Origin of the sequence: Nocardia elegans NBRC 108235, from assembly GCF_001612845.1 — a bacterium.
GTDB lineage: Bacteria > Actinomycetota > Actinomycetes > Mycobacteriales > Mycobacteriaceae > Nocardia > Nocardia nova.
In genome coordinates, this window is the sequence record NZ_BDBF01000002.1 from 79,018 (window position 1) to 104,736 (window position 25,719).

The following is a 25,719-nucleotide window of genomic DNA, read 5'->3' on the forward strand; positions in this document are numbered from 1 at the left end:
GCCACCCGGCGTCGGCGACACACCACCGGCGATTTCCCAACACCCCGGTCACCCTGCACTTCCGTCGTACCGTAGATAAATATGGACGACAACACGCCGACCGCGGACGGTGATCGCACCCGCCCGGATCGGCAGCTGATCCAGCGACGGGAGCAAGCCTGGAGCAACTACCAGCAGGCTTGCGCCGATCTCGCCGGTAGCCGGATCCGCGCCAATCTCGACGGATGGAAACGCTGGCTGCGCATTCTGCCCGGCGCGGCGGTCGATCAGGCCGAACGCCGCCGCGACGAGATCCGCGCCGAACTGGCGCGACATTGCGTCGGGGCCGACGATCATCGGTGGGGCGTGCTGTCGGGCGGCGACACCGGAACCTTCGGCGGCTGTTTCGGACTCGAGCACACCATCGGTCAGCTCGCCGAGCGCTACGGCAAAGCCGATCCGCATTGGGTGCGCACCCTGCGCGACACGGCGCGCAGGACCACCGATATCCGTCCGCTCGCCGCCGACGGTGACCGCACGGCCGTCAGCGATATCACCGATCGCGTGGTGCAAGCTGTCCGCATGGCGCCCGACGACGAGGCGCGACGCCGGCTCATCGTGCACCTGCCCGGCGAGGTGCGCCCGGTGCCGGCGGATCCGGCGACGCTGGCCGGAGATCAGGGCCCGGTCGCGGTTCAGTTCGAAATCTATGCCAGCACCGTCAAACTCGATCACATCGATGTGATTCCGCCGCTGCGCCGGATGGGCCTGGGCACCGCGACGCTGCGCCATCTGTGCCGCACCGCCGACGCCCACGGCATGCATATCGTCGCGCAGCTGGTCCCCACGTTCCGCGACGACGATTCGGCGGTCCCGATCCTGGCGCGCTGGTTCCGCGAGCAGGGTTTCGAGGTGACCGAACGCCTGGGCGGGCGGGTCGTGCGGGCACCCGCCAGCATCCCCTAGCCGGTCGTCGTGGCCGCGCTGATCACCGTGTGCGCGTGAGGAATTCACCGATCGCCGGGGCCAGTTCGGCGGCGACCGGATCGTTGCTCACGCCGGGCAGTTCCCGCAATTCGGCATTCGGGAGCACCTCGGCCATCTTCTTGGCCCCCTTGGTGAGCGCGGGGGCGGAACGATCGCCGATCAGCAGCAGGGTCGGCGCCGTGAGCGCGGCCCAGTCTTCCGGCTGGATGGTCTCACCGCGCGAAAACGGTTTCAGCACAGCGAAATCGTGGGCCGTCGAATCGGCGGTGGCGACCAGCTTCTTCCACACCGACGACATCCGCATGACCGCGACGACCAGTCCCGGAACACCCATCACCTTGGTCATGTAGTACCGGACCGCACCGCTGCGCTTGCCTGCCGCGATGCGCTCGCGCAATTTCTCCTCCGCGTCCTTGGGCGGCACGTGATCCTTCGGGTCGACCACGAACGGCGGTTCGAACGCGACCACGTCGGTGATTCCCGTGATCGCGCCCGAGCGCGCGGCCAGCAGCGCCAGGATCGCGCCCGAGCCCCAGCCGAACAGGGCGGCCGATCCGCCCTCGGCCTCGACCAGCGCGCGGATATCGGCGATCTCGTCGGCGCTGTCGTAGACCCCCGGCGAGTCCGCGCTGTCGCCGCGCCCGCGCCGGTCGTAGTTGAGCACGCGCAGGCCGTAGTTCTCGGCCAGCGCCCGCGCCAACTCGACGGTGTTGGGGACCTGCCGATAACCGAATGCGCCGCTGATCAGCACGACGGTTCCCGCACTGCCGGAACCGATCCGGTCGAAGGCGATGGTGGTGCCGTCCTGCGACGTCACGGTCTGCATGTCCTACTCCTTCGCGGGCCGGGGTTCGGTTCGAAAGTACGCGATGGGTTCGCGAGCTCCGGCGGGGCCGGTCGGTAGGCTCGCACGGACAGTATTCACGGGCGAGGGGGTGCAGTGGTGACCATGGTCGCCGGACCGCACGGACTTCCGCGCGTCAGCGGATTTCCGAGTTCGGATTTCGATCCCGGCTCGGACAAATGGTCGGGTGTCGCGATCGGCGAGGATCGCATCCGGGCGCTGGCGATCGGGGCGTACTACGGCCGCAGCTGGAGCTCCTACAACGACACCCTCGCCTTCCAGCCGGAACACCCCGGAAGTTCGGAGACCCGGCGCGAATCCACCATCGAGGGCCTGCACGAATCGTGGGGCGTCGACAACGCCGAGGATGCGCGCGACACCATCGGCCGGTTGCTGAGCGGGATGCACGCACCGCTGTTCGCGATGGTGCATCCGCTGGCGACCGCGGCCGCCCAGGACACCACCCGCGTCGACCGCACCGGGCTCGCCGACAGCCACCGCGAATTCCTGCACACCGTCTCCGAGGTGCGCGGCTACCGTGGCGTCAACGGCATCGACCGCGATTACGACGCCTGGTTGCAGGCCATCAAATTCGGCATCGTCGACCGGCTACCGCAACCGCTGAACACCGATGCCACCGCCTGGGACCTCTCGCGCATCGTCTTCATCGCCCGCGCCGCGCACACCGCCGGATATCTGGACGAGGACGAGGCGTGGACGCTGCTGGGCCGCGCGCTCGCCAAAGCCCAGCAGCACTACCGCAATTGGCGGCAGTTCGCGGCCGGCTTCCTCACCGGCGCCATCTTCTGGGCGGCCACCCAGGACCTCGCCGCGGCCAAGGAGCAGGTCGACGAACGCCGCTGGATGATCCGCGGCCTGCTGATGCGCCCGTCGAGTCCGTGGCGGCGGGTGGCGCTGCATCCGGGCGCGCCGGTATTCGGCCTCTCCCCGTTCCACTGACGGCGGTTACTGCGGCATCGCGCGCAGAATGCCGATGCCCTCCCATTTGAACTGCTCGGTGTCGACCATGCCGAGTTTGCGCCGCTCCACCAGCAACTGCCATTCGCCGAACAGGTCCAGCGACGACGGACGCGCCATCACGATGGAACCGTCGACATGTTCGATCTCGCAGGCCAGCCGCACGGCGCCGTCGACGCGCAGCAGATCCTCGGCCTCGGTGGAGACGAATTCCAGATCTGTGTTGCCGTCCGAAACGCGCAGCGTCGCCACCGATCCGGGCGGCGCGGCCACATCGGTGCGATCCAGCGCGGCCACCGGGAATTCGTAGGTGGCCCCGGCCGATACGAACAGCAGCCGCAGGGTGGTGATCACCACCAGCCCCGGCGCCCCGCGATGCCCGCACGGTGCGCATTCGAGGACGTACTCGTCCGGGCGAGCGTAGGCGTGCAGGGCCGCCAGCTCCCGCGCGCACATTTCCGGGGTGCGCATCCGCTCGGCCGCACGCGACACGTCGGGGCGGATCGGGCCGTACTGCCCCGGAACCGGCCGGGGCGGGGTCAGATTCGGCCGCTGCCGCACGATGCGCCGCATCTCGAGCAGATCGTCGCCGATCGCGCGGACCAGTGTGGCGGCCTGCGTGAACACCTCGGGTTCGAGGAAGATCGTCGCCGGATTGCGCCGGGTGGCAACACCTTTGATCACATAGTCCGGAGCCCGGAAATACAGCAGGATCAGCAGGTCACCGCTGTCGGCCTCGGCGAGGCAGGCGTCACGCAGATCGCAGACCCGCACATCCATGGCGACATCGTCGTCGACGCCCAGTGGCGTGGTGGTGATCCGCCCGCCGGCATATCTGACCGCGGTCCGACGCCCCCACACCTCCAGCACTGCCGCATCCTCCCCATCCGACCCGGTGAGACCTCATCGGGGACGGATTCTACCGAGAGACCCCCGCCGTTCCGGGTATCCGGCGAACGCCGGTCGGAGGTTTCCGGCGAACATGCTCGCGAGTCCGGTGGCGGTCGCCACGGCGGCGCTACCCGTGCTGAGTGCGGCGATGAGACGTGCGTATGTGCTACTCCGGAACACGACGTCACCCCGACACGCGAACCGGATGGATGTGTCCGGCCCGTGAATGTGGGTGGCACACTGGCCGAATGCTCGGTGTACAGCCGGAGACCACCGAAATCGCGGAGCCGACCAGCCAACGGCGGCTGATCCGCTACGCCGTGCGGTTCGCCTACCTGGCCGCACTGGTCGCGGCCTTGATCACCGGAGCACTACCCGGTGGCCGCGTGCAGGAAGCCGCGTGGATGATCGGCGGCGTTCTCGCCTTCACCATCGACCGGCCCTGGCGCCAGCACATCCGGGTACTGACCGACTGGCTGCCGCTGATCGCGGCGCTCATGGTCTACGACTACACCCGCGACCTCGCCGACAAACTCGGCATGCCGCTGCGCATGCACGAACTGGTCACCGCCGATCGCTGGATGTTCGGCGGCACCCTGCCGACGATCTGGTTGCAGGACCATCTGGCCGGCGACGGCCAGCCCTCGTGGACGCCGATCATCGGCGTGGTCTACACGACGCATTTCATCCTGCCCTGGGCGGTCGCCGCGATCTTCTACGTGTACTCCCGGCCGCTGTGGGTCCGGTATATGCGCCGGATTCTGCTGCTGTCGTATCTCGCGCTGGTCACCTATGTGCTGGTGCCCGCGGCGCCGCCCTGGTACGCGGGGCGCGAAGGAGCCATCCCGGAACACGTGCGGCGCATATCCGGTTTCGGGCTCGGCGTGGTCGATCCCAACGTGAGCGCGCAATGGCTCGAGGACCACGGCAACTACGTCGCCGCCGTGCCCTCGCTCCACACGGCGTTCTCGGTACTGGTGGCCGCGACGCTGTGGCCGCTGACGCGCCACTGGTGGCCGCGGGCGATCCTGGTGATCTATCCGTGCGCGATGGGCTTCACCCTCGTCTACGGCGGCGAGCACTGGGCCTTCGATGTGCTGCTCGGCGGCGTGTACACGGCGTTCACGATTCTGATCACGCGCATGTGGGAGAACTGGCGGGCGGGCCGGGCACTGTTCGGTCCGCTGCCCGCGGCCGGCCGGGGTGACGGGTCGGAGGCCATGGTGCCCGCGGCCCCGGCCACCACGGTGTGACGAGCGTCTCTCCCCTCCGCGCCCCACGGAACAGGCGCAGGTGAGCAGTCGTTTCTCGCGGCTATCAGTGCGGTTCGGCGCGAAAAACCACGTGCTCACGTGTCCGGTTCACCGGAATACTTGCGCGGCACCGATGAGTTGAGTGGGTCACGGTCGTCAGGTCTGGTGTGGCGTTCGAGGCACAGAGGGTGGCTCGACGTCGGTCGGACATTCTGCGTCGCAACACCCGGAGGTACACATGCCCGCCGAACCAGTCCATCGCCCGGCTGGACGAAGAACCCCCGTGGTGATCCGGCTGCTGGTCCTCGCGACCTTCGTGGTGATCCTCAACGAGACCATCATGATCAACGCGATCCCACGCCTGATGACCGATCTGCACGTCACCGAGCGGTCCGCGCAGTGGGTGTCGACCGCGTTCATGCTCACCATGGCGGCCGTCATCCCCGTCACCGGATGGTTCCTGCAGCGCGTCACCACCCGCCGCGCCTATGCGCTCGCGATGGGCGTCTTCCTCGCCGGCACCCTGTTGTCGGCCGCGGCGCCGTCGTTCGCGGTGCTGCTCGTCGGTCGCGTCGTACAGGCCGGCGGCACCGCGGTGATGATGCCGCTGCTCATGACGACCCTGATGACCGTGGTGCCCGAACATGATCGCGGCCGTGTCATGGGTAACGTCACCCTCGCCATCTCGGTCGCTCCGGCCATGGGTCCGGTCATCTCCGGCCTGGTACTCCAGATCGGTTCCTGGCGTTGGCTTTTCCTGCTGGTGCTGCCCATCGCCGGTGCGGTGACCTTCTTCGGCCTGCGGAAACTGGAGAACGTCGGCGAACCCGAGAGTGGCGCGATCGATTGGGCCAGTGTCGTTTTCGCGGCCCTCGGCTTCGGCAGCCTGGTCTACGGCCTCAGCCGGTTCGAGGTGGGCAACATCGTGATCCCGGCGCTGATCGTCGCCGCCGGCGTGGCCTTCATCGCGGTGTTCGCCGCCCGCCAGATCCACCTCCAGCGCACCGGGTCTCCCCTGCTCGATCTGCGAATCCTGTTGTCCGGCACCTACACCAAGGCACTCGTGCTGATGGCGGTGGCCTTCCTGGCGATGATGGGCTCGATGATCCTGCTGCCGCTGTACCTGCAGAACCTGCGGTCGCTGTCACCGCTGGAAACCGGTCTGCTGGTGATGCCGGGCGGGTTGGCGATGGGTCTGCTGGGGCCGACGATCGGGCGGCTGTTCGACCGTTTCGGCGGGCGCATGCTGGTGATTCCCGGCGCGATCGGCATCGCGGCGGCCCTGGCCGGCTTCACCCGCATCTCGCTGACCATGCCGTACTGGCAGTTGCTGGCGCTGCACATCCTGCTGATGGTGTCGCTGGCCGCGGCCTTCACCCCGGTCTTCACCCTCGGTCTCGGCGCGCTGCCGCAGCATCTGTACTCGCACGGCAGCTCGATGCTCGGCACCCTGCAGCAGGTGGCCGCGGCCTTCGGCACCGCCCTGGTGGTCACGGTGATGACCGCCCGCGCCACCACCCTCACCGATCGCGGGATCGCACCGCTCGTCGCCCATCTGTCGGGTATGCGGCTGGCCTTCGGGATATCCGCCGGCCTGGCGCTGATCGTCATCGTGATGGCGGTGCTGTTGCCCAACCGCTCGGCCTCCTCGGAGGCGGTCGTCCTCGACTCCGAGGACGTCGAGGACACCGAGATGGTGCGCGGCTGATTACGAACCGAAACGCCCGCGAGACAACCGGTCTCGCGGGCGTTGGCGTGTTCAGCCGCGATCGGCGCCGGGACGAACCGGTATCGACACCGGCCCGACGGTGAAGAACGAAGGCGTATAAGGGATTTCGGCGGGATCCACGGCGAGCGTCAGGTCCGGGAACCGCCGGTACAGGCTCGTCAGCCCGAGCCGGCCCTCCAGCCGGGCCAGCGGTGCGCCGATGCAGTAGCGCGGTCCGTGCCCGAATCCGAGGTGCGGCCGCGGCGGGCGGGTGATGTCGAATTCGTCGGCGGTCTCGCCGTGCTGCGCGGTGTCCACTCCGGTGGCTTGGTAGACGACGCCGACCGCGTTCCCCTTCGGAATCGGAACCCCGTCGATCGTCACGTCCTGCAGCGTGAATCGGAAACTCGTCATCATCACCGAGTGCCGGTAACGCAGCGTTTCCTCCACGACGTCGGCCCACCGATCCTCCGCCTTCACCAGGGCCAGCTGGTCGGGATGCCGTCCCAGCGCGACGACCGCGTTCCCGAGCAGGTAGACGGTGGTTTCGTGGCCGGCGATCAACATCAGCCACAGAATGGCGACCAGTTCGTCCGTGGTGAGCCGATCGCCCTCGTCCCGCGCGCGGACCAGATCGGAGGTCAGATCGTCACCGGGCTCGCGCTGTTTGCGCTCGACCAACTCGTAGAGATAGCCGCGCAGCGCCACCTGCGTCGAGAACGCCTCCTCGGCCGAAATCTCCTGTGACAGTGAGGTCAGCGTCCACTGCCGCAGCTGCGCCCGCTCCGATTCCGGTACGCCGAACAGCTCGCTGATCACCGCCATCGGCAGCGCGTCGCAGAACGCCGGCACCAAATCGACCGTATCCCCCGCGGCCGCCACACCGTCGAGCAGGCCGTCGATGATCGCCTGGATCCGCGGCTCCAGATCCCGGACCCGAGCCGGAGTGAAACCCTTCCCGACCAGGCCACGCAGTCGTCGATGGTCCGCACCGTCCTTGGTCGACAGATGATCGCCCTGCACGATCGCCCGGAACGGCCAGTCCTCGGGGATCGAGCCGTCGTAGAGGGCGGGCCAGTGTTTCGGATCCCGGGCGAAGGTCTTGTTGTCGCCGGCGAGGATCTCCTCGACCGCCCGGTGGGAGAGCGCGAGGTAGGCCGGAACCCCGCCTGGGAAATCGACTTCGACCACCGGAGCGGTCTTGCGTAGGCGGAGGCAGGTATCGAGGGGACGTTCGTTCGCATCGGGAAAAGCAGGTCGGTTCGTCATCACGGAACCCTTCGACTGTCGACGTGCCTGCGCACGCGAGGGATGAGACCTGTTGCCCGCGAGATCATCTCAGAATCGCGGTGCCGCGGGAGCCGGTCGAGCACCACTGGTGGGGAGAGTCGATTCCCTCGGCTCGGGTCGCGCGCGACGACGCGGCGGCGCTTCCGAATTAGAACGTGTTCTATATTCGAGGCGACCGTTCCGGCGATACTCGGGAGTTGACGACATGTACAAGTGGTCCGACGAAGATCTGATGCTTCGCGACGCCGTGCGCGGCTTCATCAAGAAGGAGATCGAACCGCATGTCGACCGGCTCGAGAGCGGGGCATTGCCGCCGTTCGACATCATCCGCAAGCTGTATGCCACCTTCGGCCTCGACGAGATGGCGCGCGAGGGGCTGGCGAAATCGCTGGCCCGCGAGGAAGCCGGCATGCCGGGGAAGTCCGGCGGTTTCAGCGGATCCGGCAGTATGGGCGTCATCCTCAACAGCGAGCTGGCCGGAGTGAGCCTGGGCCTCGTCGCGTCGATGGGCGTGAGCCTCGGCCTGGCCGTCGGCACCATTCGCAGCCGCGGCACCCTCGCGCAGAAGAAGCGCTGGCTGCCGGAGCTGGTGACGTTCGAGAAGGTCGGCGCCTGGGCGATCACCGAACCCGATTCCGGCTCCGACGCATTCGGCGGTATGAAGTCCTACGTTCGCCGCGACGGCGAGGACTACATCCTCAACGGCCGCAAGACCTTCATCACCAACGGTCCGTACGCCGACGTGACCGTCGTCTACGCCAAACTCGACGAGGAGGACGGCACCGATCGCCGCGACCGCAAGGTGCTGACGTTCGTCCTCGACAAGGGCATGCCCGGTTTCGTGCAGAGCGCGCCGTTCAAGAAGATGGGCATGAATTCGTCCCCCACCGGCGAATTGGTCTTCGACAACGTCCGCCTGACCCCCGACCGCCTGCTCGGCGAAACCGAGAACCCCGCCAAGGGCGACGGCAAGGACAGCGCCAAGGAATCCTTCGCGGCCGAACGCATCGGCATCGCCTCCCTGGCGCTGGGCATCATCAACGAATGTCACCGGCTCTGTGTCGATTACGCGAAATCGCGCACGCTGTGGGGTAAGGAGATCGGCCACTTCCAGCTCATCCAGCTCAAGCTCGCCGAAATCGAAGTGGCCCGGATCAACGTGCAGAACATGGTCTTCAACGCCATCGAACGCACCGCCGCCGGCGAATCCGTCTCCCTCGCCGAAGCGTCCGCCATGAAGCTCTACTCCTCCCGCGCCGCCACCGAGGTCGCCATGGAGGCCGTCCAGCTGTTCGGCGGCAACGGCTACATGTCCGAGTACAAGGTGGAACAGCTTGCCCGCGACGCGAAGTCGCTGATGATCTACGCCGGCAGCAACGAAATCCAGGTCACACACATCGCGAAGGGCCTGTTGAACGCGTGACCCGCGGGCCCCTGCCGCACCACCGGCAGGGGCCTGGGATCGGTAGCGCCCGGCTTCGGCGCAGGACTTTTCGTGCAAACCTCGGCGAGAATGCGAGAAAACGGGCTGTTGCAGAATGCGAGCGGGTTTCCGCCATGACTTGGGTCACAGGTCCAGCTGGGCGGCAGAGGCAATATCGCGTCCCGAGGAAGGTCGTTTGGTCACCTGATGTGACGTCACTATCGAGCCTTCGGCACATTCTGCAACAGCCCGAAAACCGCCCGATCGGGCGCGGTTTGCACGATCAGTTCGCCGGCGGGCCACGGGTCCGGTCCGCGTGGGCCGGCCCTCCGCGTCAGATGCGCTGGTCCGCGAGCTGCAACACCAGGCAGGCGACGGCCAGGGGCAGGAACAGTCCCGCGGCCAGATAGAAGGTCTGCGCATAGTCGGCGACGCGGATGTGGGTATAGGCCGCGCAGACGAAGTAGAGCACCAGGCCGATCGCGGCGGCCGTACCTACGTACGGCACCCCGAGCACACCCAGCAGCAGCCCGGCCGCACCGGCGAGTTTCAAGGTTCCGATCGGGAAGGTGAGCCACGACTGCGGGATTCCGGCGGTCTCCATCGCGGGCGCCAACGTAGCCATGACCGGGGCGAATCTGGTGACGGCGGCGACCCCGGAGAAGGTGTTGGCGGCGATGGTGACGAGCATGACGGTCAGATAGGCGACGAACATCGGAGCCTCGCTCGGTCGAGAACTAATATGATTTCCCAATTATATCGTTCTCGTACGATATGCGATAGAGTGGATCCGGACCCGAGCGGCCGGGTGTTCTGCGCTGCGCATCGCGGGAGACCCGCAGTGGTCCTAGGGGCCATGATCAGGCTCGCCGGGCCGATCTTCAGCGACTCCGGCGAGAAGCGGGTTCGGGTCCAGGCAGCCGAGACGGCTCCCGGCTGCCTGGTCGAACCGTCGCTCAATGAGAGTCGCGAGCAGCCTGTTCGATCACCCCGGCCACCACATCGGGGTGCGAGACCGCGACGGAATGCGATGCGGCTATCTCGGTGACGTGGGCGTGGGCGCGTTCGGCCATGAACCGCTGCGCCGCGACCGGGATGTTCTTGTCCGCGGTCGTGATCACATCCCAGCTGGGCTTCTCGGTCCATGCGGCGACCGTGGCCTTCTCCTCGAGCGCGGACTGTGCGATCGGCCGCTGCGTCGCCGCCATCAGGGCGGCGCGGTCCGGGGCGACGTCGGCGGCGAACTGGTCGCGGAACTTGTCCTGCTGGATGTAGAGGTCGGTGCCGGGGCTGCCGTCGTTGTTCGTGACCGGCACCGGATTCACTGTGCCCGGCAAAGTGGAGCCCGGGAACTGATTCGTCAGCCCGAGTGCTGTCTCCCCCGGCGCCGGCAGGAACGCCGCCACATAGACCAGGCCCTTGACCTGATCGTTCCCGGCACCCGCCGCGCTGATCACCGAACCACCGTAGGAGTGTCCGACCAGGATCACCGGCCCGTTGATATGGCTGATCAAGCCACGCAAACCGGTGGCGTCCGCGGCGGGCCCGCGCAGCGGATTCGCCGCGGCGACAACCGGATAATGGTCACTGCGCAACTTCTCGATGACACCGCCCCAACTGGACGCGTCCGCGAACGCGCCGTGCTCCAGCACGATCGTCGGCTTCGGCGCATCCTCGCCGGGACCGGCCTGGGATGTCGTTTCGGCAGCACAGGCGACGGCCACGCTCCCCGCGACGGCAACCGCCGCGACTGCCGAAACCGTCCGGACAACGCGCCGCCGCGTGCGGCCACGTCCGACTACGACCATGTGATTTCGCCCTTCGAACAAGTGGTGCGGATACGGGATCCACTGTGCGAGGCGCGCCCGTCGCCAGGCATCCGTCATATGACGCTGCCGGCGACGTAATCGGAGCCGACGCGAGCGATTACGTCGTCATCAGCGTCATGCGACGGATGTCGCGACCGGATCCTCGGACGACAGTGAAGTTCTGTTCGTTCCCAACTGAGGAGAATCCGATGAGCACCCTTGCCGTCACGAAAACCGAACGCGCCGCCCTGATTCGGCTGTACCTCGGCCGCGGCGTACTCGCCGTCGCATGGGCGGCCGTCTTCGCCACAGCACACGAAACCCTCGACGCCCTCGCCGTCGGCCTCCTGGTCGCCTATCCGTTGCTCGACGCCGTTTCCTCGCTGATCGACTACAAGGCGACCGACGCCGGCCCCGAACGCCGCGTCACCGCCTTCAATGCCACCCTGAGCACGCTGGCCGCCGTCGCGGCCGGGACCGCCGCCATCACCGGCGGCGCCGCCGCAACCCTCGCCACCTTCGGCGCATGGGCGGTCCTGTCCGGTGCGGCCCAGGTCGCCGTCGGCCTGTACCGTCGCGGCGCCGAGCTGGGCAAACAGTGGCCGATGCTCATCGCCGGCGGCTTGTCGTTCCTGGTCGGACTGTTCTACATCGGCCAATCCCTCGGTGAGGCACCGAGGCTGGACGTACTGTCGGTATACGCGACGGGCGGAGGCGTGTTCTTCATCGTCCAGGCCGGACTGCTGGCCTGGAAGGGACGTTCGACTTCGCTTGTCGCCGGATGATCGTCCGCGACAGCGGCCACACCCTCGCCCACGTATCCGCAGCCGACACCCCGGATACGTGGGGAGTCGCGCGCTCGGGTGCGGACGCAGAGATCTTGCACGGCGCCGCGGATCGTCAGCGCGTTCCGGCGCACCAACGAGCCGCAGGCGTAGTGCGGTGGACGCTCCTATCTGCGGCTTCTGCGTCTGCGTCGAATCACCTGCGCGGCCTCCTCGACGCATGCATCGAGGTACCTGTTCACATCGGCGGCGGCATATCGCAACACGAACCACCCGGCGTCCAACAGCGCGTTCTGACGCCGCCGATCGCGACGGAACGTCAGGGAATCACTGTGGAATTCACGACCGTCGATCTCGATGATCGTTCGCGACCGTTCATCGACGAGGTCACCGACGTACTGTCCGATCGGCTGATTCGGCAGCAGATGAAGACCGCGCCGTGCCAGCGCGCGAGCGAACAACCGTTCCGGCTCCGAGGCGGCATCGAATGCGGCGCAACGCAATTGCGCGCGCAAATGCGGCGAGCCGTACTGGCCGGTGGTCAGGCCCGACAACGCGGGTGCCACCGCGCGGGCATGATTGTCGACCATGCGGCCCGCCTCGGCGTCCGGCAGGATCGGCACACAATCGAGCAACGTGCGAGCCCGGGTGGTTACGGGTAGCCCCCAGACCTCATCGATCGAATCGGATCGTAATTCGCGGCGGCTCAACCGAAGCCACGCGGGTGTAGCTCGATACCGGCCCCGGGGCACAGTCGCTTCGACCGATTCGGGTTCCGGCAACATATCCCACAGCCACGCCGCGGTGCGATGACTCAACACCGCCTCACAAGCTCGCCGACCTCGCCGCAAGCTGGGAACAGCGGGCCGCTGCGCCGGCCGCAATCGCTCACAGACGGGACCTCGATCAGGCCGTTCGTCTCCTCGCTCATCCGGTGGGGGAACCGCCTGGCGGCGGTGTGCGTCATATAGCTCGGACCGATCTGTGTCCGGCCGGCGATCCAGGGGAATCAGTGCGGCGATATCTAGACAAGGCCAACCCGAAAACACAGATTTCGCGCCCGTGACCGTCGCCGGTCGAAGCGGTCAACAGTTCCGAGTCAATGGCACCACGCGAGATCTGAAGTGCGACATCATTTTTCCGAACAAGCAAGGGATCGTGCAGATCACATTGCTCGGTTGGCCCGGCAACGACACTCCCCATCGCAGACCCTTGCGGAAAACTCACAGAGGTGGCCGGGCAGCTGGTTCCGGAGCTGCCTGAATAGCCGAGGGGGACAGCGGCAATGAGTGAAGACCTGGAGGGGCCGCGCCGACGCGCGTCCGTCACGACCTCAGTACCTTCCGGCGCCTCCCTCGGATTCCCAGCGCTGCTCGCGGACATCGGTTTCCGCGTCACCGCTACGTGCGGTCATCGCCACGAGGTCGGCGACGGTCGCGGTGCAGGTCGGGTCTGCGGCCGCGCTCATGGCGGCGCGGGCGAGTTCGCCGTTCGTGCGGGGCGGGACGATCAGCAACGCGATGGCCCGACCCCCGCTTCCCAGCAAGCCGATCGTATGCGCCGTGCGGTGCCGATAGCCGTCGAGCCGCACTCGATGCTCCGCGGTATTGAACGCCTTCGGCGCGTTGGACCATTCGCCGAGGCAGTAGACCATGCGATAGATCGCGCCGAATCCGGGTTCGAACGTCGCCAGCAGAGCCGGAAGTTCGGCTACGAGATCGTCCCCGTACGGCCACCATGCCCCGTCCAGGCCGCGGGATTCGTCTGCGTCGATCGTGTATCGCAGGCGCAGCGGTGGGCGGCGCGGCGGCTGGGTCGAGGTGGATTGCAGCATCATTGTCGATTCTCCGATCTCGGTCGCGGCGCGACCGGTGCAATGGCCGCGAGGCCGGTGAGCAGAATGTCGAGGCCCCGTTCGAGCTCGGTGCCACCGTCGTAGGAGGCCAGGTCCGAGGCGACGCCGCGAAGCCGCGGGAACTCGGCAGGCGGTAGGCGTTGCAGCCCGATCCGCAGCAGGTCGGTGGCTTCGCCGGGCTTCTCGATGAGCTCCTGGAACTCGTCCAGCAGGTGACCGTAGAGAAATCCGAACAGGGCGCGAGAGATACGCAAGGCGTCCGCACCACTGAATTCGGCTCGGGCGAGCAGCTCCAGAATATGTTCCAGGGGCCGGAGACTGCCCAGGGGGCGCAGCCCGAAGGGGGTCACCAGCGGCCTGGTGACCAAAAGCGGTACCACGTTGGGGTGCGCCACGGCCAAGCGCCGGAAATCACGTGCGACAGCGCGGATTTGGTGCCGCCAGTCGGGATCGTCGGTGTCGACGACCAGTTGGTCGAGCACGACCTCGGTGACGCCGTCGAGGAGTGCCGCTTTGGAGGCGGTGTGGCGGTACAGCACCATCGGATCACGGTCGAGAGCCTGGCCGAGGCGGCGCATCGAAAGCCGGCCGGCGCTGTCGCGGTCGACGATCTCGAGGGCGGCGGCCAGGATCGTGGCGCGGGTCATCGGGCGCTCGGAGGGGCCTGCTCGCGGGTCGTTCATCGGATTCGCCGGCTTTCATCGGACCCCCCCTACGCTGTAAGTCTACGCCGTAGACTGACGTTGTAGAAGGGTCTAGGCTGGAGTCGACCGACCGACTTCGGCCGTTCGATGGGCACGCCATCGCCGGCGATGACGGTCGATGATCCCCTGGACGACGACACGGACTGCGCACCACGCCCCGGAACATACCGCCAGTGGAACGAAAGAGTCAGCGATACAACGCATGTGACCGCGCTGAGGACACATCGTCGACTGATTCGCAGAATCGGCCCACTGCGGCCGAGACAGGAGCGTCGAATGACGCGGCACGACAACAGCATCCGCAGCGCGAAGCGATGATCATCGTCCTGCCCCTGCTCGCCGGTATAGCGATCGGAGCGGTCGTTACGGCCGTCGTCGATCGGCGGCGCTGCAATGCACATCATTCGGATCGCCGACCGAACCCCGCACGGCGCGAAGATACGGCGATCAGCCGCGATCTGAACGAAAACGCCGGTGGCTCGAGACATATCCGCACCCACCCCAGTTGGCGTGATCGGCTCGAACAACCGCACACCACCGGGCAAACCAACCGATTCGAGGAATCGTCATGATCGTCATCTTCGGACTCGTCGTTCTGGTCGCCGCCGTAATCATCGGTGTCGTAGGAGTATTCGCCAACAGCGGCAACGGCCATGTCCTGACCGACGACTTCGCGGCATTCGGCTATCACGTCACCGGATCCACCGGCGTGCTGTTCCTCTACGGCATGGTCGTCGGCGCCGTCGCGCTCGCCGGACTGGGCCTGCTACTCGCCGGCGCCCGCCGCACCGCCCGTCGCGGACGCGCCGCCCGCGACGAACTCCATTCCACCCGGCCGGAAACACCCGTTTACTACAGCCACACCGGCACAACCAGCGCGACAACCGAACCCGCCGAGGTCACCGAGCAACGCGCCCCCGGCCACCGGACCTCGGCCCCCCGGCGCGGTATGGGAAGGATGTTCGGACGCCGCCCGGCGGTTCACTGACCGCCGCCGCACCCGATTCGCAGGCCACGAACCCTATCCACCTGCACCTTCTCGGTGCCCCCGGTCGGATTCGAACCGACACTGTGCGGATTTTAAGTCCGCTGCCTCTGCCAATTGGGCTACGGGGGCGGCTGGGATAGCGTACCTAAGTCGTACGTCCGTCTCGGAATTGTCCGGGGATTTGCTCAGTGCACGCCTTCCATCAAGCGGCTGACCTGCGGGGCTAGGAAGTAAACGACGATTCCCACTGCGATCGCGACCAGGCCGGTGATGCCGAAGTAGGCGACTTCGTGGCTGGTGTCGTAGAACTCGGACAGGACGCCGGACATCGAGGTGCCGATGCCGACGGAGAAGAAGTAAAGGGCCATCATCTGGGCTCGGAAGGCCTCGGGGGCGAGCTGAGTGGTAACCGCGAGGCCGATCGGGGACAGCAGCAGTTCGGAGACGGCGAAGCCGGCCAGGATCACGAAGACGAGCAGGGCGGGAACGGTTTTGTCCTCGAAGCCGGCCAGGGGGACGAACAGGAGGAACGATGCGCCCATCCCCATCACGCCGTAGGCGAACTTTCGGGGCGTGGTGGGGGCTCTGGTGCCCAGGCGGGTCCACATCAGCGCGAACAAGGGCGACAGCACGATGACCCAGATCGGTTCCTCCGAGCCGATCCAGCTCGCCGGTGCGGTCCAGCCGAACAGCGTCCAGTTCATCCGCTCGTCGGAGTAGACGGCCAGCACCGTGAAGATCTGCTGGAACAGCGACCAGAACACCGCGTTGGCGATGAACAGCGGTATGAAGGCCCGCACTCGGACTCGTTCCACCGCAACCACTTTCGGACTGGTCAACATCAATCCGAAATAGAGTATCGATACCGCCGCGATCACGCCGGTGGTTACCCACGACAGATTCGACAACCGGACCAGCCCGGTCCACATCGCGATGGCGACCACCACCCCGAGGACCAGCACGAAGGCGATCACCTTCCCGATCTGGCTGCGCGGCAACGGGTTCGGCACTTCCCGCCCGTGGGTACCCAGATTGCGCCGGAAGATCACGTACTGGGTGAGTCCGAGCGCCATGCCGACCGCCGCCGCCCCGAATCCGTAATGGAATCCGAGGTGGGTCTGCAGCAGCCCGGTGATCAGCGGGCCGACGAACGCGCCCAGATTCACGCCGAGATAGAACAGCGTGAAACCGCCGTCGGCACGCGGGTCACCCTTCTCGTAGAGCGTGCCCAGCAGTGAGGACGCGTTGGCCTTCAACGCCCCGGAACCGAGCGCGACGAGCACCAACCCCACACCCACCCCGGTCAATCCCGGCAGCACCGCCAGCGCGATATGCCCGGCCATCACGACCACGCCGCCGTAGAAGACGGTCCGCTCCATCCCGAGCACCCGGTCGGCCAGCCAGCCGCCGAGCACGGTCGACAGATACACCAGCCCGCCGTACGCGCCGACGATGCCCGTCGCGGTGGATTTCTCCAGCCCCAGCCCGCCCTCGGTCAGCGAGTAGTACAGGTAGTACCCGAGGATGGTGAGCATGCCGTAGAACGAAAACCGTTCCCACAGCTCCACTCCGAACAAATTGACCAGCCCGATGGGATGGCCGAATATCGTGCGTGTCTCCGGCGACGCCTGCTCTCCCGGGACGGGTTCCACCCTGCTCATGAGACGCAATTGTCCAGCAACGGGGGACGCCGCTCGCCCAAAACGCCGATCACGCGGGATGTCGCGGACCGCCCCTCAGCGGTGCTGCCCCCGCGCCGCCCCCTCAGGCGATCGACAGCGCGATCCCGTCGAGGATGTCGTGCTCGCTCACGATCAGCTCGGAGATCCCCGCCCGGCGCGCCAGCTCGTCGGCCAGCACCTCGGTAATCACCGCACCGCCGCCGATCACGTCGACTCGGCCCGGATGCATGGGACCGAGAGCGGCGCGTTCGTCGTGGTTCATCCCGATCAGGCGGTGACAGACCGCGCGGAGCTGATCGAACGTGAGACGGGTCAGATGCACCCGATCCGAATCGTATTCGGGCAGGTCCAGCGCGACCGCGGCGATCGTGGTCATGGTGCCGGCCACACCGACCCAGGTGCGGGCGCGTTCGACCGGAACCACGCCGAAGGCCTGGGCCAGCTGCTGTGAGGCGATGAATCGCGCGGAAGCGACCTCCTCGCCGGTCGGCGGATTACCGTGCAGGCAGCGTTCGGTGATCCGCACACAGCCGATGTCGGCCGAGTAGGCCTCCTGCACGCCGGAACTGTCGCCGAGCACCACCTCGGTGGACCCGCCACCGAGATCGACGACCACGAACGGCCCTTCCGCACTGGACAATTCGCCGACCGCGCCCGCGAACGAGAGCCGCGCCTCCTCGTCGCCGGTGATCACCTCGGCCTGGGCGCCCGGCACGGCGCGGCCCAGTTCCACCCCGGTCATGGTGAAGAAATCGTCGCGATTGCGCGCGTCGCGGGTGGCGCTGGTGGCGACCATGCGCACCCGGCTCACCCCGGCGTCGACCATGCGGTCGACATAATCGTGCAGGGCGACGCGGGTGCGTTCGATCGCCTCCGGATTCAGTTCCCCCGTGGCGTCGACACCCTTGCCGAGTCGCACGATCCGCATTTCGCGGTGCACGTCGGTGAGGTGGCCGTCCGCGCCGACATCGGCGATCAGGAGCCGGATGGAATTGGTGCCGCAGTCGACGGCGGCAACCCGGTCACTCATCGCTGTCTCCCGCATCGGTATTCGGTTGATACTGCTCGTATTTCGGCCAGTCCTGCGGAATCGCCGTGCCGCGCAGTCCGGTATCGGCCGCGAGCGCGACCGCCTCGTCGCCGAGCGGATTCAGCCCCGGGCCCTTGGCCAGTGCGTGCGCGATCAGCACGTGCAGGCATTTGACCCGCTCGGGCATCCCACCGCCGCTGAAATCCGTTCCCAGCGACTCGATTTCGTCGCGTTCGGACAGGTAGCTCTCGTGCGCGACGCGGTAGGCGGCGGCCAGTTCCGGGTCGGCGGCCAGGCGCTCGGTCATCCCGCGCATCAGCCCGGCGGCCTCCTGCCGGCTCGCCTCGGCGGTCAGGCGCGGATCGGTGAGGTAGTAGAGCGTGGGGAACGGGGTGCCGTCGGGCAGGCGCGGCGCGGTCTTCACGACCGCCGGTTGGCCGTCGGGCGTGCGATAGGCGATCGCGAGCACCCCGCGTGGCTCCCGGCCGAGCTGGCGGGCCACGATCTCGAGATCCGCCGCGGCGGGCGCACCCCGCTCGGCACGCGCCTCGCCGGACGAGGGCTCGGGCGTAGCGGGGTCGGTCAACGGGGTTCTCCTTCGGGCGGGGGTGGTGGCGGCGGGGGTGGTGGCGGTGGCGGCGCCTCGGTGGTGGACTGCGGCTCGGACATACTGCGCCACAGCTGGGTGTACCAGGGATCGGGGCGGCGCGCCTGGCTCGTCGGCACCGGCACCGCGGGCTGCTCGATACCGGGCACCTGCACGATGTAGGCGGTGTCGCCGGGCATCACCAGCCGCAGCCGGTCGCGCGCCTCGGAGCGGATGTAGGCGGGGTCTTGCTGTTGCGCGCGGCGGTCGCGCAACCGGGTCAGATCGTTTTCCAGATCGCGGCGCTGTTCGGCCAATTGCACCGATTCCGAACGCTGGCTGAAATAGGTGCGCATCGGCACGGCGAGGGTCAGCGCGAGCGCGCACAGCACCGCCGCCAAGATGACCGCGCGCCCGGTGGACAGCCCCAGAATCCGGTGATCGTGGCGATCCTCGGACTTCTTCGACTTCGCGCGCGTGGTGCGCGGTTCGGATTTCGCGCCGGCGGAACGTCGTTGCGCGGCCCGTTTGCCGGCGGACGTGCGCGTGGAGCCGTTCGCGGCTCGTTCGGGGCGGGGCGAGCGCGTCGAGCGGCGGTCACCGCGTCCTGCCGGACTGGTGCCGCGCGCCCGTCGCTCCGTCATCCCCACACCTCGAAATCGCCTGCCTCCATAGCGGCGCTGCGATTCGACCGCACAGCGCAACGGTTTCGCGCGGTGACCGGCCGCGGTATCGACCGGCCCCGCACGCCACACCCGTTGTCGAGGCTACTACCCCTCGAAGACGAACCGGGGGAATGCGACGTCACCGGCGTAGCGAGCCGAATCACCGAGCGCGTCCTCGATGCGCAGCAGCTGGTTGTACTTGGCGACGCGTTCGCTGCGGGCGGGAGCACCGGTCTTGATCTGACCGCTGCCGACCGCGACCGCCAGATCGGCGATGGTGGTGTCCTCGGTCTCGCCCGAGCGGTGGCTCATCATGGACTTGTAGCCGTTGCGGTGGGCCAGCTCGACCGCGTCCAGCGTCTCGGTGAGGGTGCCGATCTGGTTGACCTTCACCAGCAGCGCGTTGGCGGCGCCCTTGGCGATGCCGTCCTCGAGCCGCTCCGGGTTGGTGACGAACAGGTCGTCACCGACGAGCTGGATCTTGTCGCCGATCAGGTCGGTCAGCGCGACCCAGCCGTCCCAGTCGTCCTCCGACAGCGGGTCCTCGATCGAGACCAGCGGGTACGCGCCCAGCAGGTCGTTGTAGAACTCGGCCATCTGCTCTGCGGTGCGCTCGGTGCCCTCGAACTTGTAGCCCGTTCCGGCGGTGTAGAACTCGGTCGCGGCCACATCGAGAGCCAGCGCGACATCGCTGCCGAGGTTGTAGCCGGCCTTGCCGATCGCCGAGGCGATCAGGTCCAGCGCCTCGCGGGTGCCGCCGGCCAGATCCGGGGCGAAACCGCCCTCGTCGCCGAGCCCGGTGGACAGGCCCTTGGACTTCAGCTCGGCCTTGAGGGCGTGGTAGACCTCCGCACCCCAGCGCAGCGCCTCACGGAAGGTGGGCGCGCCGATCGGGGCGATCATGAATTCCTGCACGTCGACACTGGTGTCGGCGTGGGCGCCACCGTTGAGGATGTTCATCATGGGCACCGGCAGCACATGCGCGTTCGGCCCGCCCAGGTAGCGGAACAGTTCCAGGCCCGAGGATTCGGCGGCCGCGCGGGCCACCGCCAGCGATACACCCAGCAGGGCGTTGGCGCCCAGGCGGGACTTGTCCGGGGTGCCGTCCAGATCAAGCAGCACCTGGTCGACGGTGCGCTGCTCGACCGCGTCCAGGCCGATCACGGCCGGTGCGATCTCGTCCAGCACGCCCTCGACGGCCTTGCGGACACCCTTGCCGCCGTAGCGGTCGCCGCCGTCGCGCAGCTCCACGGCCTCGTGCTCGCCGGTGGAGGCACCGGACGGCACCGCCGCGCGGGTCAGCGTGCCGTCGTCGAGAGCGATCTCGACCTCGACGGTGGGGTTACCGCGTGAATCCAGGATCTCGCGAGCTCCGACCTGTTCGATGATGGCCACGAAACGACACTCCTTCGGCTGCTGGCAATCAATTCAGGGGCCCTGCCCACCGCCGTCCATGAGCAGGTCGCACGGCGGGCCCGTGCGCTTGCGAGCCTAATGGGTACGGCCCGGACCGCACGACACCGGTGGGCACGCGGTCCCGGTCGTTCACGCATGCAAGGAGTAGCCGCCGGGTTCGAAGGTCCGCGCCGCACCAGCGTCAGGCCGGCGCGCGGCGCTCAAGCGCGGCGGCCGACGCTGTATGCCGCCGCCTTCGTCCGCACGGTCGCCATATAGGTAGCGGACTGGTTGTAGGTCAGCACCGCCTTCTGCCAGCCCTCCGCGGTGCGGAGATCGCCGCCGCTGGCGCACAGGTAGCGCGCGGCGGTCAGCGAGGCGTCATCGATGCTGTCCGGATCCGCGCGGCCGTCCCCGTTGGCGTCCACACCCCAGTGCTGCCAGGTTTCGGGCAGGAATTGGAACGGCCCCTCGGCGCGCACGTAGACCGGGGCGCCGGCGCGTGCGGTGGCCGCGTCGTCGAGAATCCTTGCGACACCGGGTGATCCGTCCAAGGGGATGCCGCGGATCGGCGGGCGGACCTCGCCGTCGGCATCCAGCTCGGAACCGCCGTGGCGGCCGTGCTTGCTCTCCACCCGCGCGATGCCCGCGATCGTGGTCCAGCCGATTCCGCAGTCGGGACGCGAACGAGCCATGACCTCGGCCGCGTATCCGTACGCCTCGAGCGCGACCGTGGGGATGCCGAGCGCGTCCGACTGTGCTTGCGCCCAGCCACGCAACTGTTCGGCACTGCGACCGGGCGCATCGAGGTCGATCGGCGGAACCGGGGCGCCCGCACCGGGCGGAATTCCGTCCGGAATCGGGGGCAGGTTGTCGGTTCCCGCACATCCGGACAGCAGCGCGACCGCCGCGGCGGCGGCGAACGCGAGGGGCCGGAATCCGGGGATGGTCGAACGCACGTTTCCATCATCCAGATTCGCGCGCGGATGGCACGCACCGTGACGGCGCACTCGACCCGGCCCGGCATACGATCAGCTACCTCTCCCCGCCGCCGCTCATATCGAAACGCTATGTTCAATGGCGCACTTTAGGTAAGCCTTGCTTAAGATCAACGGAGCGACTAACTTCGCATTCCGAGTCTTCACCACCTGCTTCATCCCCATTGCGAGGAAGGGAACTCCTGGTGAAAAACGTTCTCCGCGAACGTAAGACACCCCAACACGAAGAAACCGAACCGATCGACCGCCGTACGCTCGCCCCCGAAGCCGCGGCGGCCGTGTTCTGTTCGGCCGAAGAGATCGCGATCACACTCCACCGCACACCCGGTGGTTCCGCGCCGATCCGCCGCACCCTCTCCGATCCGGCACTGATCCGGCTCGTGGACGCCCGCGCCGCCGAACTTCCGGCCGCGGTGCGCACCGCCCTGCGACCGCCCGACACCCCCGCCGGTGCGGCGATCATCAGTCGCCTGCCGGTGCGTGACGACGAGCTCGGCCCGACGCCGCCCGACTGGACCCATGCCGCCGAACCGGCGTGCCCGGAGTCGTTTCGCCTGGATATCGCCCTGTTGCTGCTCGCCCGCTGCGCCGGCGAACCCTTCGGCTGGCAGGGCCAGCAGGGTGGGCGGCTGGTCAACAACATCCTGCCCACACCCGGCCACGAACACGAACAGTCCGGCGCCAGCAGCACCACGCTCCTGAGCCCGCACACCGAGGACGCTTTCCACCCCGAGCGCGCACATCTGCTGTTGCTCGGCTGTCTGCGCAATCCCGATCGGGTGGGTACCACCATCTCCTCGGTCCGCCAGGTGAATCTGGATGCGGACGGGCGTCGGCTGCTCGCCGAACCGACACTGCCGATCCTGCCCGACGTCTCCTACGGCGAGGATTTCGGCGAGCACCGCCCCGCCCCCGTGGCCACCGTCGCCGCCGGTGACGGCGGACCGACCCTGCGCTACGACCCCGCCTACACCCCGCTCGACGACGCGGGGGCCGAATACCGTTGCGCCTACGCCCATCTCGGCACCGAATTGGAACGAGTCTGTCACCGTGCGGTGTTGGAGCCGGGGGAGTTGCTGCTGATGGACAATGATGTCGTCGTGCACGGCCGGGTTCCGTTCACGCCCCGATACGACGGGACCGACCGCTGGCTCAAGCGGGTCAACATCCGGCTGGCACGCCGCCGCGCACCGGCCGAGTCCGGCGAAAGCGGATACGGACAGCGAACGGTGCGGCCGTTCGCGCCGAATCTCTGTGCGGCACCGAATATCTCGCCCCGATGAACCGACCAGTGAACCGAGGAACGCAGTGAGCAGCCGCCCCACCCCGTTGCGCGTACTCAGCCGCAGCGATCTCGCCGATGTCCCGATCGCGCCCAACGAGGTGGTGCGCGCCGTCGAGGACGCCTATCTGGCCCTGGCACAGGGTGATTCGGACAACCCGCGCAAGCTCAGTGTGGCGCATCCGGACGGCTGGTCGGTGGCGTACGCGATGCTCGGGCGCGACGGCCGCCGCCGGGTGGTCGCGATGAAGACCTCGTACAAATTCGATCCGAGCCACGACCGCAGCACCAAGCGCTACTACACCACCATCACCCTCTACGACGACGCGACCGGCACCCCGATCGCGATGATGGACTGCGCGCGGGTCGGCGCGTTGCGCACACCGGCGGTGTCGGCGCTGCTGGTTCGCGAGACGGTGCGGCCGGGTGCGCGCAGCGTGCTGCTGATCGGCACCGGCACCCAGGGCCGAAACGCCCTGCCGCACTTGCTCGCCGCGAATCCGCAGTTGAACCGGCTGATGGTGTACGGCACCCATCCCGAGGGGCTGGAAGCGGTGGGCACCCACCTGCGCGCGCACGCGCCGCACCTGGATCTCGATGTGGTCGACGATCCGCGCGGCGCGGCGGCGACGGCCGATGTGGTGCTCGCGACCGCCGGGCCCGGGACGCAGGTCGCCCTCGAATCCGATGATCTGGCACCGGGTTCGGTGGCCGTGCTGGTCGGTTACGGACTGGCGCCGTCGACGCTCACCGACGCCGACCGCGTGGTGGCCACCAGCGCCGAACAGATGGCGCTGACCGGCACCGACATGGCGGGACCGGACGGGCGGCTGCGCTCGGTCGACGCCGAACTGCCCGCTATTCTGGGCCGCCGCGCGACCGCGCGCACCAGTGCCGACGAACGTCTGTTCGTCTACAACAGCGGCCTGGTCCTCACCGATATCGCCGTCGCGCACGCGCTGGCCGAACGCGCCATCGCCGAGGGCCGAGGCACGGAGGTGCCGCTGTGGGACTGACCGGGACGCACTCCCCTGGCGCTACGCGTTCGTCCCGGCCGACCGCGAACCGGACGACGATCCAGCCGCCCGCTACACCACGTGCGGGCCGACCGGCGACACCGCGGCGAGCGCGCCCATGGGGTATGCCCCCTGCGCGAACAACTTTCGGTGACTCGAAGCGGTCGTCGGCCTCGGAGACGACGCGGTGACCGCGAGCCGGAGTACGCAGGCGCCCAACGATACGTTGACCTCTACTTCGATCACGGCGCCGCCCCTCCCCGCTCACCGGGACGAGTGGGAGCGCCGACTGCTGGCCGACGCCCATCTGCTCGACGACATCGCCTACGCGATCGGCGGCCCGTTCCACGTGCTGTACCCGGAGCGAGTGGGTGTAAATATCGACGGCTTCCGCGAGCAGTTCCGGCGCCACGGGGTGGACGGCGCGATCTACTACGGCAAGAAGGCGAACAAGTCCGGAGCCGTGGTGCGGGTGTGCGCCGAACACGGCGCCGGCGTCGATGTCGCCAGCGTCGGCGAGCTGAGTTCGGCTCTGGCGAACGGCATCCGGGGTCATGATCTGGTGGTGACCGGACCGGCCAAATCCGATGAGCTGCTGTGGCTGGCCACCCGGCACGGCGCCCTGATCGCCGTCGACGACCCCGGCGAACTCGCCCGGCTCACCGACCTCGGCGCCACCGCCCGCGTGCTGCTGCGGGTACTCCCGCCGGATTCGACCAGCCGATTCGGCATGACCGACCTCGAGCTCGACACGGTGCTGCACCGCAGCGATCCAGCCCCGATCCGGGTGGAGGGGTTCAGCTTTCACCTCTCCGGCTACGACCCGATCGCCCGTGCGGAATTGGCGGCCGCGCTGGTCGACCGATGCCGGCACGCCCGCGCCCTCGGACATCCGGCCACCACCATTTCCCTCGGCGGCGGATTCGGCGTCGAGTACCTGCCGGACACGGCCTGGCGCGCCTTCACCGAGGCACACGGTCCGCACTGGTTCCACGCGGACAAGACGTTCGATTCGTATTACCCCTACCATCAGCGCCCCGCCGGATCGGCCGCGCTGGCGGCCGTACTCGACCACGGCGATCTGGCGAAAGTTCTGCGCGCCCATGCCATTCGGCTCGCCGTCGAGCCGGGGCGCGCACTGCTGGACCGCGCAGGCAGCACCGTGTTCCGCGTTCAGGGCGTCAAAACTCGCACGGCACAGTCGATTCCCTACCAGCTGCTCACCGTCGACGGCACCAGCCTGAGCCTGTCCGAGCAATGGTTCGACAGCGAATATCTGCCCGACCCGGTGCTGTGGCCGATGCGGCCGGGTGCGGTAACTCCGGCCTGCGTCGGCGCCGCGACCTGCCTGGAATCGGACATGCTGAGCTGGCGGCGCATTCCGCTGCCGCGTCCGGCCGTGGTCGGCGATCTGCTCGTCTACCCGAATACCGCCGGATATCAGATGGATTCGAACGAATCGTCGTTCCACGATCTCCCCATCCCGCCGAAGGTGCTGCTGTCGAGCAGCCCGGACGCGGATCCCGCGCAGCCGCCGGGGCTGCGCTGGGCGCTCGAACGATAGCCCCGTTT

General features: G+C 67.9%; 24 protein-coding genes and 1 tRNA gene. 10 read left to right on the plus strand and 15 right to left on the minus strand.

Annotated features, from left to right (window positions below):
- Positions 1-81: 81 nt before the first annotated feature.
- Entirely contained in the window at positions 82-945 is an 864-nt protein-coding gene (locus NE2_RS02425; protein ID WP_063023498.1) for an N-acetyltransferase, read from the plus strand.
- A gap of 22 nt (positions 946-967) precedes the next feature.
- Here NE2_RS02425 and NE2_RS02430 read toward each other — a convergent pair whose 3' ends face one another.
- Complete coding sequence (locus tag NE2_RS02430; RefSeq protein ID WP_063023500.1) at positions 968-1,792, minus strand: alpha/beta fold hydrolase; 825 nt, start codon at positions 1,790-1,792, stop codon at positions 968-970.
- Between the two features lie 123 nt (positions 1,793-1,915).
- Here NE2_RS02430 and NE2_RS02435 point away from each other — a divergent pair, with 123 nt between their 5' ends.
- Entirely contained in the window at positions 1,916-2,770 is an 855-nt protein-coding gene (locus NE2_RS02435; protein ID WP_063909255.1) for a DUF1266 domain-containing protein, read from the plus strand.
- Between the two features lie 6 nt (positions 2,771-2,776).
- Here the strand turns inward: NE2_RS02435 and NE2_RS02440 are convergent, their stop codons facing one another.
- Complete coding sequence (locus NE2_RS02440) at positions 2,777-3,658, minus strand: hypothetical protein (RefSeq protein ID WP_063023503.1); 882 nt, start codon at positions 3,656-3,658, stop codon at positions 2,777-2,779.
- Between the two features lie 269 nt (positions 3,659-3,927).
- Between NE2_RS02440 and NE2_RS02445 the strand changes: the two genes are divergently transcribed.
- Together NE2_RS02445 and NE2_RS02450 are read left to right on the plus strand one after the other, a co-directional pair.
- A complete protein-coding gene (locus NE2_RS02445) occupies positions 3,928-4,932 on the plus strand; it encodes a phosphatase PAP2 family protein (protein ID WP_063909249.1) in 1,005 nt (334 codons plus the stop codon).
- A 238-nt stretch (positions 4,933-5,170) separates the two neighbouring features.
- Positions 5,171-6,640, plus strand: coding sequence for an MDR family MFS transporter (locus NE2_RS02450; protein ID WP_063023506.1), 1,470 nt, complete (start codon positions 5,171-5,173; stop codon positions 6,638-6,640).
- A gap of 51 nt (positions 6,641-6,691) precedes the next feature.
- On the opposite strand, the gene NE2_RS02455 is transcribed toward NE2_RS02450, so the two are convergent.
- Complete coding sequence (locus NE2_RS02455) at positions 6,692-7,909, minus strand: cytochrome P450 family protein (RefSeq protein ID WP_084493705.1); 1,218 nt, start codon at positions 7,907-7,909, stop codon at positions 6,692-6,694.
- A 226-nt stretch (positions 7,910-8,135) separates the two neighbouring features.
- Here NE2_RS02455 and NE2_RS02460 point away from each other — a divergent pair, with 226 nt between their 5' ends.
- Positions 8,136-9,353 carry an acyl-CoA dehydrogenase family protein gene (locus NE2_RS02460; protein ID WP_063023510.1) on the plus strand — a complete coding sequence of 406 codons (1,218 nt, stop codon included), beginning with the start codon at positions 8,136-8,138 and terminating at the stop codon, positions 9,351-9,353.
- A 334-nt stretch (positions 9,354-9,687) separates the two neighbouring features.
- On the opposite strand, the gene NE2_RS02465 is transcribed toward NE2_RS02460, so the two are convergent.
- Together NE2_RS02465 and NE2_RS02470 are read right to left on the minus strand one after the other, a co-directional pair.
- Positions 9,688-10,068 (minus strand): DoxX family protein, encoded by a 381-nt coding sequence (locus NE2_RS02465; RefSeq protein WP_063023511.1) that lies wholly within the window; start codon positions 10,066-10,068, stop codon positions 9,688-9,690.
- A 241-nt stretch (positions 10,069-10,309) separates the two neighbouring features.
- Positions 10,310-11,077 carry an alpha/beta fold hydrolase gene (locus tag NE2_RS02470; RefSeq protein WP_233429631.1) on the minus strand — a complete coding sequence of 256 codons (768 nt, stop codon included), beginning with the start codon at positions 11,075-11,077 and terminating at the stop codon, positions 10,310-10,312.
- A gap of 293 nt (positions 11,078-11,370) precedes the next feature.
- Between NE2_RS02470 and NE2_RS02475 the strand changes: the two genes are divergently transcribed.
- Positions 11,371-11,946 carry a hypothetical protein gene (locus NE2_RS02475; RefSeq protein WP_063023515.1) on the plus strand — a complete coding sequence of 192 codons (576 nt, stop codon included), beginning with the start codon at positions 11,371-11,373 and terminating at the stop codon, positions 11,944-11,946.
- Positions 11,947-12,113: 167 nt separating this feature from the next.
- Here NE2_RS02475 and NE2_RS36165 read toward each other — a convergent pair whose 3' ends face one another.
- The 3 genes from NE2_RS36165 to NE2_RS02490 form a co-directional block, all read right to left on the minus strand.
- Complete coding sequence (locus tag NE2_RS36165; protein WP_167356693.1) at positions 12,114-12,536, minus strand: endonuclease domain-containing protein; 423 nt, start codon at positions 12,534-12,536, stop codon at positions 12,114-12,116.
- Between the two features lie 743 nt (positions 12,537-13,279).
- A complete protein-coding gene (locus NE2_RS02485) occupies positions 13,280-13,783 on the minus strand; it encodes a DUF5994 family protein (RefSeq protein ID WP_063023519.1) in 504 nt (167 codons plus the stop codon).
- The gene (locus tag NE2_RS02490; protein WP_228817183.1) at positions 13,780-14,448 is read right to left on the minus strand and encodes a TetR/AcrR family transcriptional regulator; all 669 of its coding nucleotides are present in this window, start codon (positions 14,446-14,448) and stop codon (positions 13,780-13,782) included. Before NE2_RS02490 ends, NE2_RS02485 begins: the two co-directional genes overlap by 4 nt.
- A gap of 625 nt (positions 14,449-15,073) precedes the next feature.
- Here NE2_RS02490 and NE2_RS02500 point away from each other — a divergent pair.
- On the plus strand, positions 15,074-15,493 hold the full coding sequence (locus NE2_RS02500; RefSeq protein ID WP_228817181.1) for a hypothetical protein: 420 nt from the start codon (positions 15,074-15,076) through the stop codon (positions 15,491-15,493).
- A gap of 55 nt (positions 15,494-15,548) precedes the next feature.
- Here NE2_RS02500 and NE2_RS02505 read toward each other — a convergent pair.
- From NE2_RS02505 to NE2_RS02535, 7 genes are all read right to left on the minus strand, one after another.
- Positions 15,549-15,622, minus strand: a tRNA-Leu gene (locus NE2_RS02505).
- Positions 15,623-15,678: 56 nt separating this feature from the next.
- Positions 15,679-17,154 (minus strand): peptide MFS transporter, encoded by a 1,476-nt coding sequence (locus NE2_RS02510; protein WP_063023525.1) that lies wholly within the window; start codon positions 17,152-17,154, stop codon positions 15,679-15,681.
- A gap of 103 nt (positions 17,155-17,257) precedes the next feature.
- Entirely contained in the window at positions 17,258-18,205 is a 948-nt protein-coding gene (locus NE2_RS02515; RefSeq protein WP_063023527.1) for a Ppx/GppA phosphatase family protein, read from the minus strand.
- Positions 18,198-18,791 carry a DUF501 domain-containing protein gene (locus tag NE2_RS02520; protein ID WP_084493707.1) on the minus strand — a complete coding sequence of 198 codons (594 nt, stop codon included), beginning with the start codon at positions 18,789-18,791 and terminating at the stop codon, positions 18,198-18,200. The genes NE2_RS02515 and NE2_RS02520 overlap by 8 nt, the downstream gene beginning before the upstream one ends.
- On the minus strand, positions 18,788-19,435 hold the full coding sequence (locus NE2_RS02525) for an FtsB family cell division protein (protein WP_084493740.1): 648 nt from the start codon (positions 19,433-19,435) through the stop codon (positions 18,788-18,790). The genes NE2_RS02520 and NE2_RS02525 overlap by 4 nt, the downstream gene beginning before the upstream one ends.
- Before the next feature lie 126 nt (positions 19,436-19,561).
- The gene (gene eno / locus NE2_RS02530) at positions 19,562-20,851 is read right to left on the minus strand and encodes a phosphopyruvate hydratase (protein ID WP_063009361.1); all 1,290 of its coding nucleotides are present in this window, start codon (positions 20,849-20,851) and stop codon (positions 19,562-19,564) included.
- Positions 20,852-21,072: 221 nt separating this feature from the next.
- Positions 21,073-21,810, minus strand: coding sequence for a lytic transglycosylase domain-containing protein (locus NE2_RS02535; protein WP_373862208.1), 738 nt, complete (start codon positions 21,808-21,810; stop codon positions 21,073-21,075).
- A gap of 224 nt (positions 21,811-22,034) precedes the next feature.
- Between NE2_RS02535 and NE2_RS02540 the strand changes: the two genes are divergently transcribed.
- The 3 genes from NE2_RS02540 (at position 22,035) to NE2_RS02550 (ending at position 25,711) form a co-directional block, all read left to right on the plus strand.
- Positions 22,035-23,132 carry a TauD/TfdA family dioxygenase gene (locus NE2_RS02540; RefSeq protein ID WP_063023529.1) on the plus strand — a complete coding sequence of 366 codons (1,098 nt, stop codon included), beginning with the start codon at positions 22,035-22,037 and terminating at the stop codon, positions 23,130-23,132.
- 25 nt (positions 23,133-23,157) lie between these two features.
- Positions 23,158-24,147, plus strand: coding sequence for an ornithine cyclodeaminase family protein (locus NE2_RS02545; protein WP_174553901.1), 990 nt, complete (start codon positions 23,158-23,160; stop codon positions 24,145-24,147).
- A gap of 187 nt (positions 24,148-24,334) precedes the next feature.
- Positions 24,335-25,711, plus strand: a complete 1,377-nt coding sequence (locus tag NE2_RS02550) for a type III PLP-dependent enzyme domain-containing protein (RefSeq protein ID WP_218018548.1) — start codon at positions 24,335-24,337, stop codon at positions 25,709-25,711.
- The last annotated feature ends 8 nt before the right edge of the window (positions 25,712-25,719 follow it).

Excerpts from the sequence above, each read along its gene's own strand:
- NE2_RS02460 (WP_063023510.1), top strand. The coding sequence starts at position 8,136 with ATGTACAAGTGGTCCGACGAAGATCTGATGCTTCGCGACGCCGTGCGC.
- NE2_RS02510 (WP_063023525.1), bottom strand. The coding sequence starts at position 17,154 with ATGAGCAGGGTGGAACCCGTCCCGGGAGAGCAGGCGTCGCCGGAGACA.
- NE2_RS02525 (WP_084493740.1), bottom strand. The coding sequence starts at position 19,435 with ATGACGGAGCGACGGGCGCGCGGCACCAGTCCGGCAGGACGCGGTGAC.
- NE2_RS02465 (WP_063023511.1), bottom strand. The coding sequence starts at position 10,068 with ATGTTCGTCGCCTATCTGACCGTCATGCTCGTCACCATCGCCGCCAAC.
- NE2_RS02475 (WP_063023515.1), top strand. The coding sequence starts at position 11,371 with ATGAGCACCCTTGCCGTCACGAAAACCGAACGCGCCGCCCTGATTCGG.
- NE2_RS36165 (WP_167356693.1), bottom strand. The coding sequence starts at position 12,536 with ATGGTCGACAATCATGCCCGCGCGGTGGCACCCGCGTTGTCGGGCCTG.
- NE2_RS02500 (WP_228817181.1), top strand. The coding sequence starts at position 15,074 with ATGATCGTCATCTTCGGACTCGTCGTTCTGGTCGCCGCCGTAATCATC.
- NE2_RS02485 (WP_063023519.1), bottom strand. The coding sequence starts at position 13,783 with ATGATGCTGCAATCCACCTCGACCCAGCCGCCGCGCCGCCCACCGCTG.
- NE2_RS02430 (WP_063023500.1), bottom strand. The coding sequence starts at position 1,792 with ATGCAGACCGTGACGTCGCAGGACGGCACCACCATCGCCTTCGACCGG.
- NE2_RS02425 (WP_063023498.1), top strand. The coding sequence starts at position 82 with ATGGACGACAACACGCCGACCGCGGACGGTGATCGCACCCGCCCGGAT.
- NE2_RS02445 (WP_063909249.1), top strand. The coding sequence starts at position 3,928 with ATGCTCGGTGTACAGCCGGAGACCACCGAAATCGCGGAGCCGACCAGC.
- NE2_RS02435 (WP_063909255.1), top strand. The coding sequence starts at position 1,916 with ATGGTCGCCGGACCGCACGGACTTCCGCGCGTCAGCGGATTTCCGAGT.
- NE2_RS02490 (WP_228817183.1), bottom strand. The coding sequence starts at position 14,448 with ATGACCCGCGCCACGATCCTGGCCGCCGCCCTCGAGATCGTCGACCGC.
- NE2_RS02450 (WP_063023506.1), top strand. The coding sequence starts at position 5,171 with ATGCCCGCCGAACCAGTCCATCGCCCGGCTGGACGAAGAACCCCCGTG.
- NE2_RS02455 (WP_084493705.1), bottom strand. The coding sequence starts at position 7,909 with ATGACGAACCGACCTGCTTTTCCCGATGCGAACGAACGTCCCCTCGAT.
- NE2_RS02515 (WP_063023527.1), bottom strand. The coding sequence starts at position 18,205 with ATGAGTGACCGGGTTGCCGCCGTCGACTGCGGCACCAATTCCATCCGG.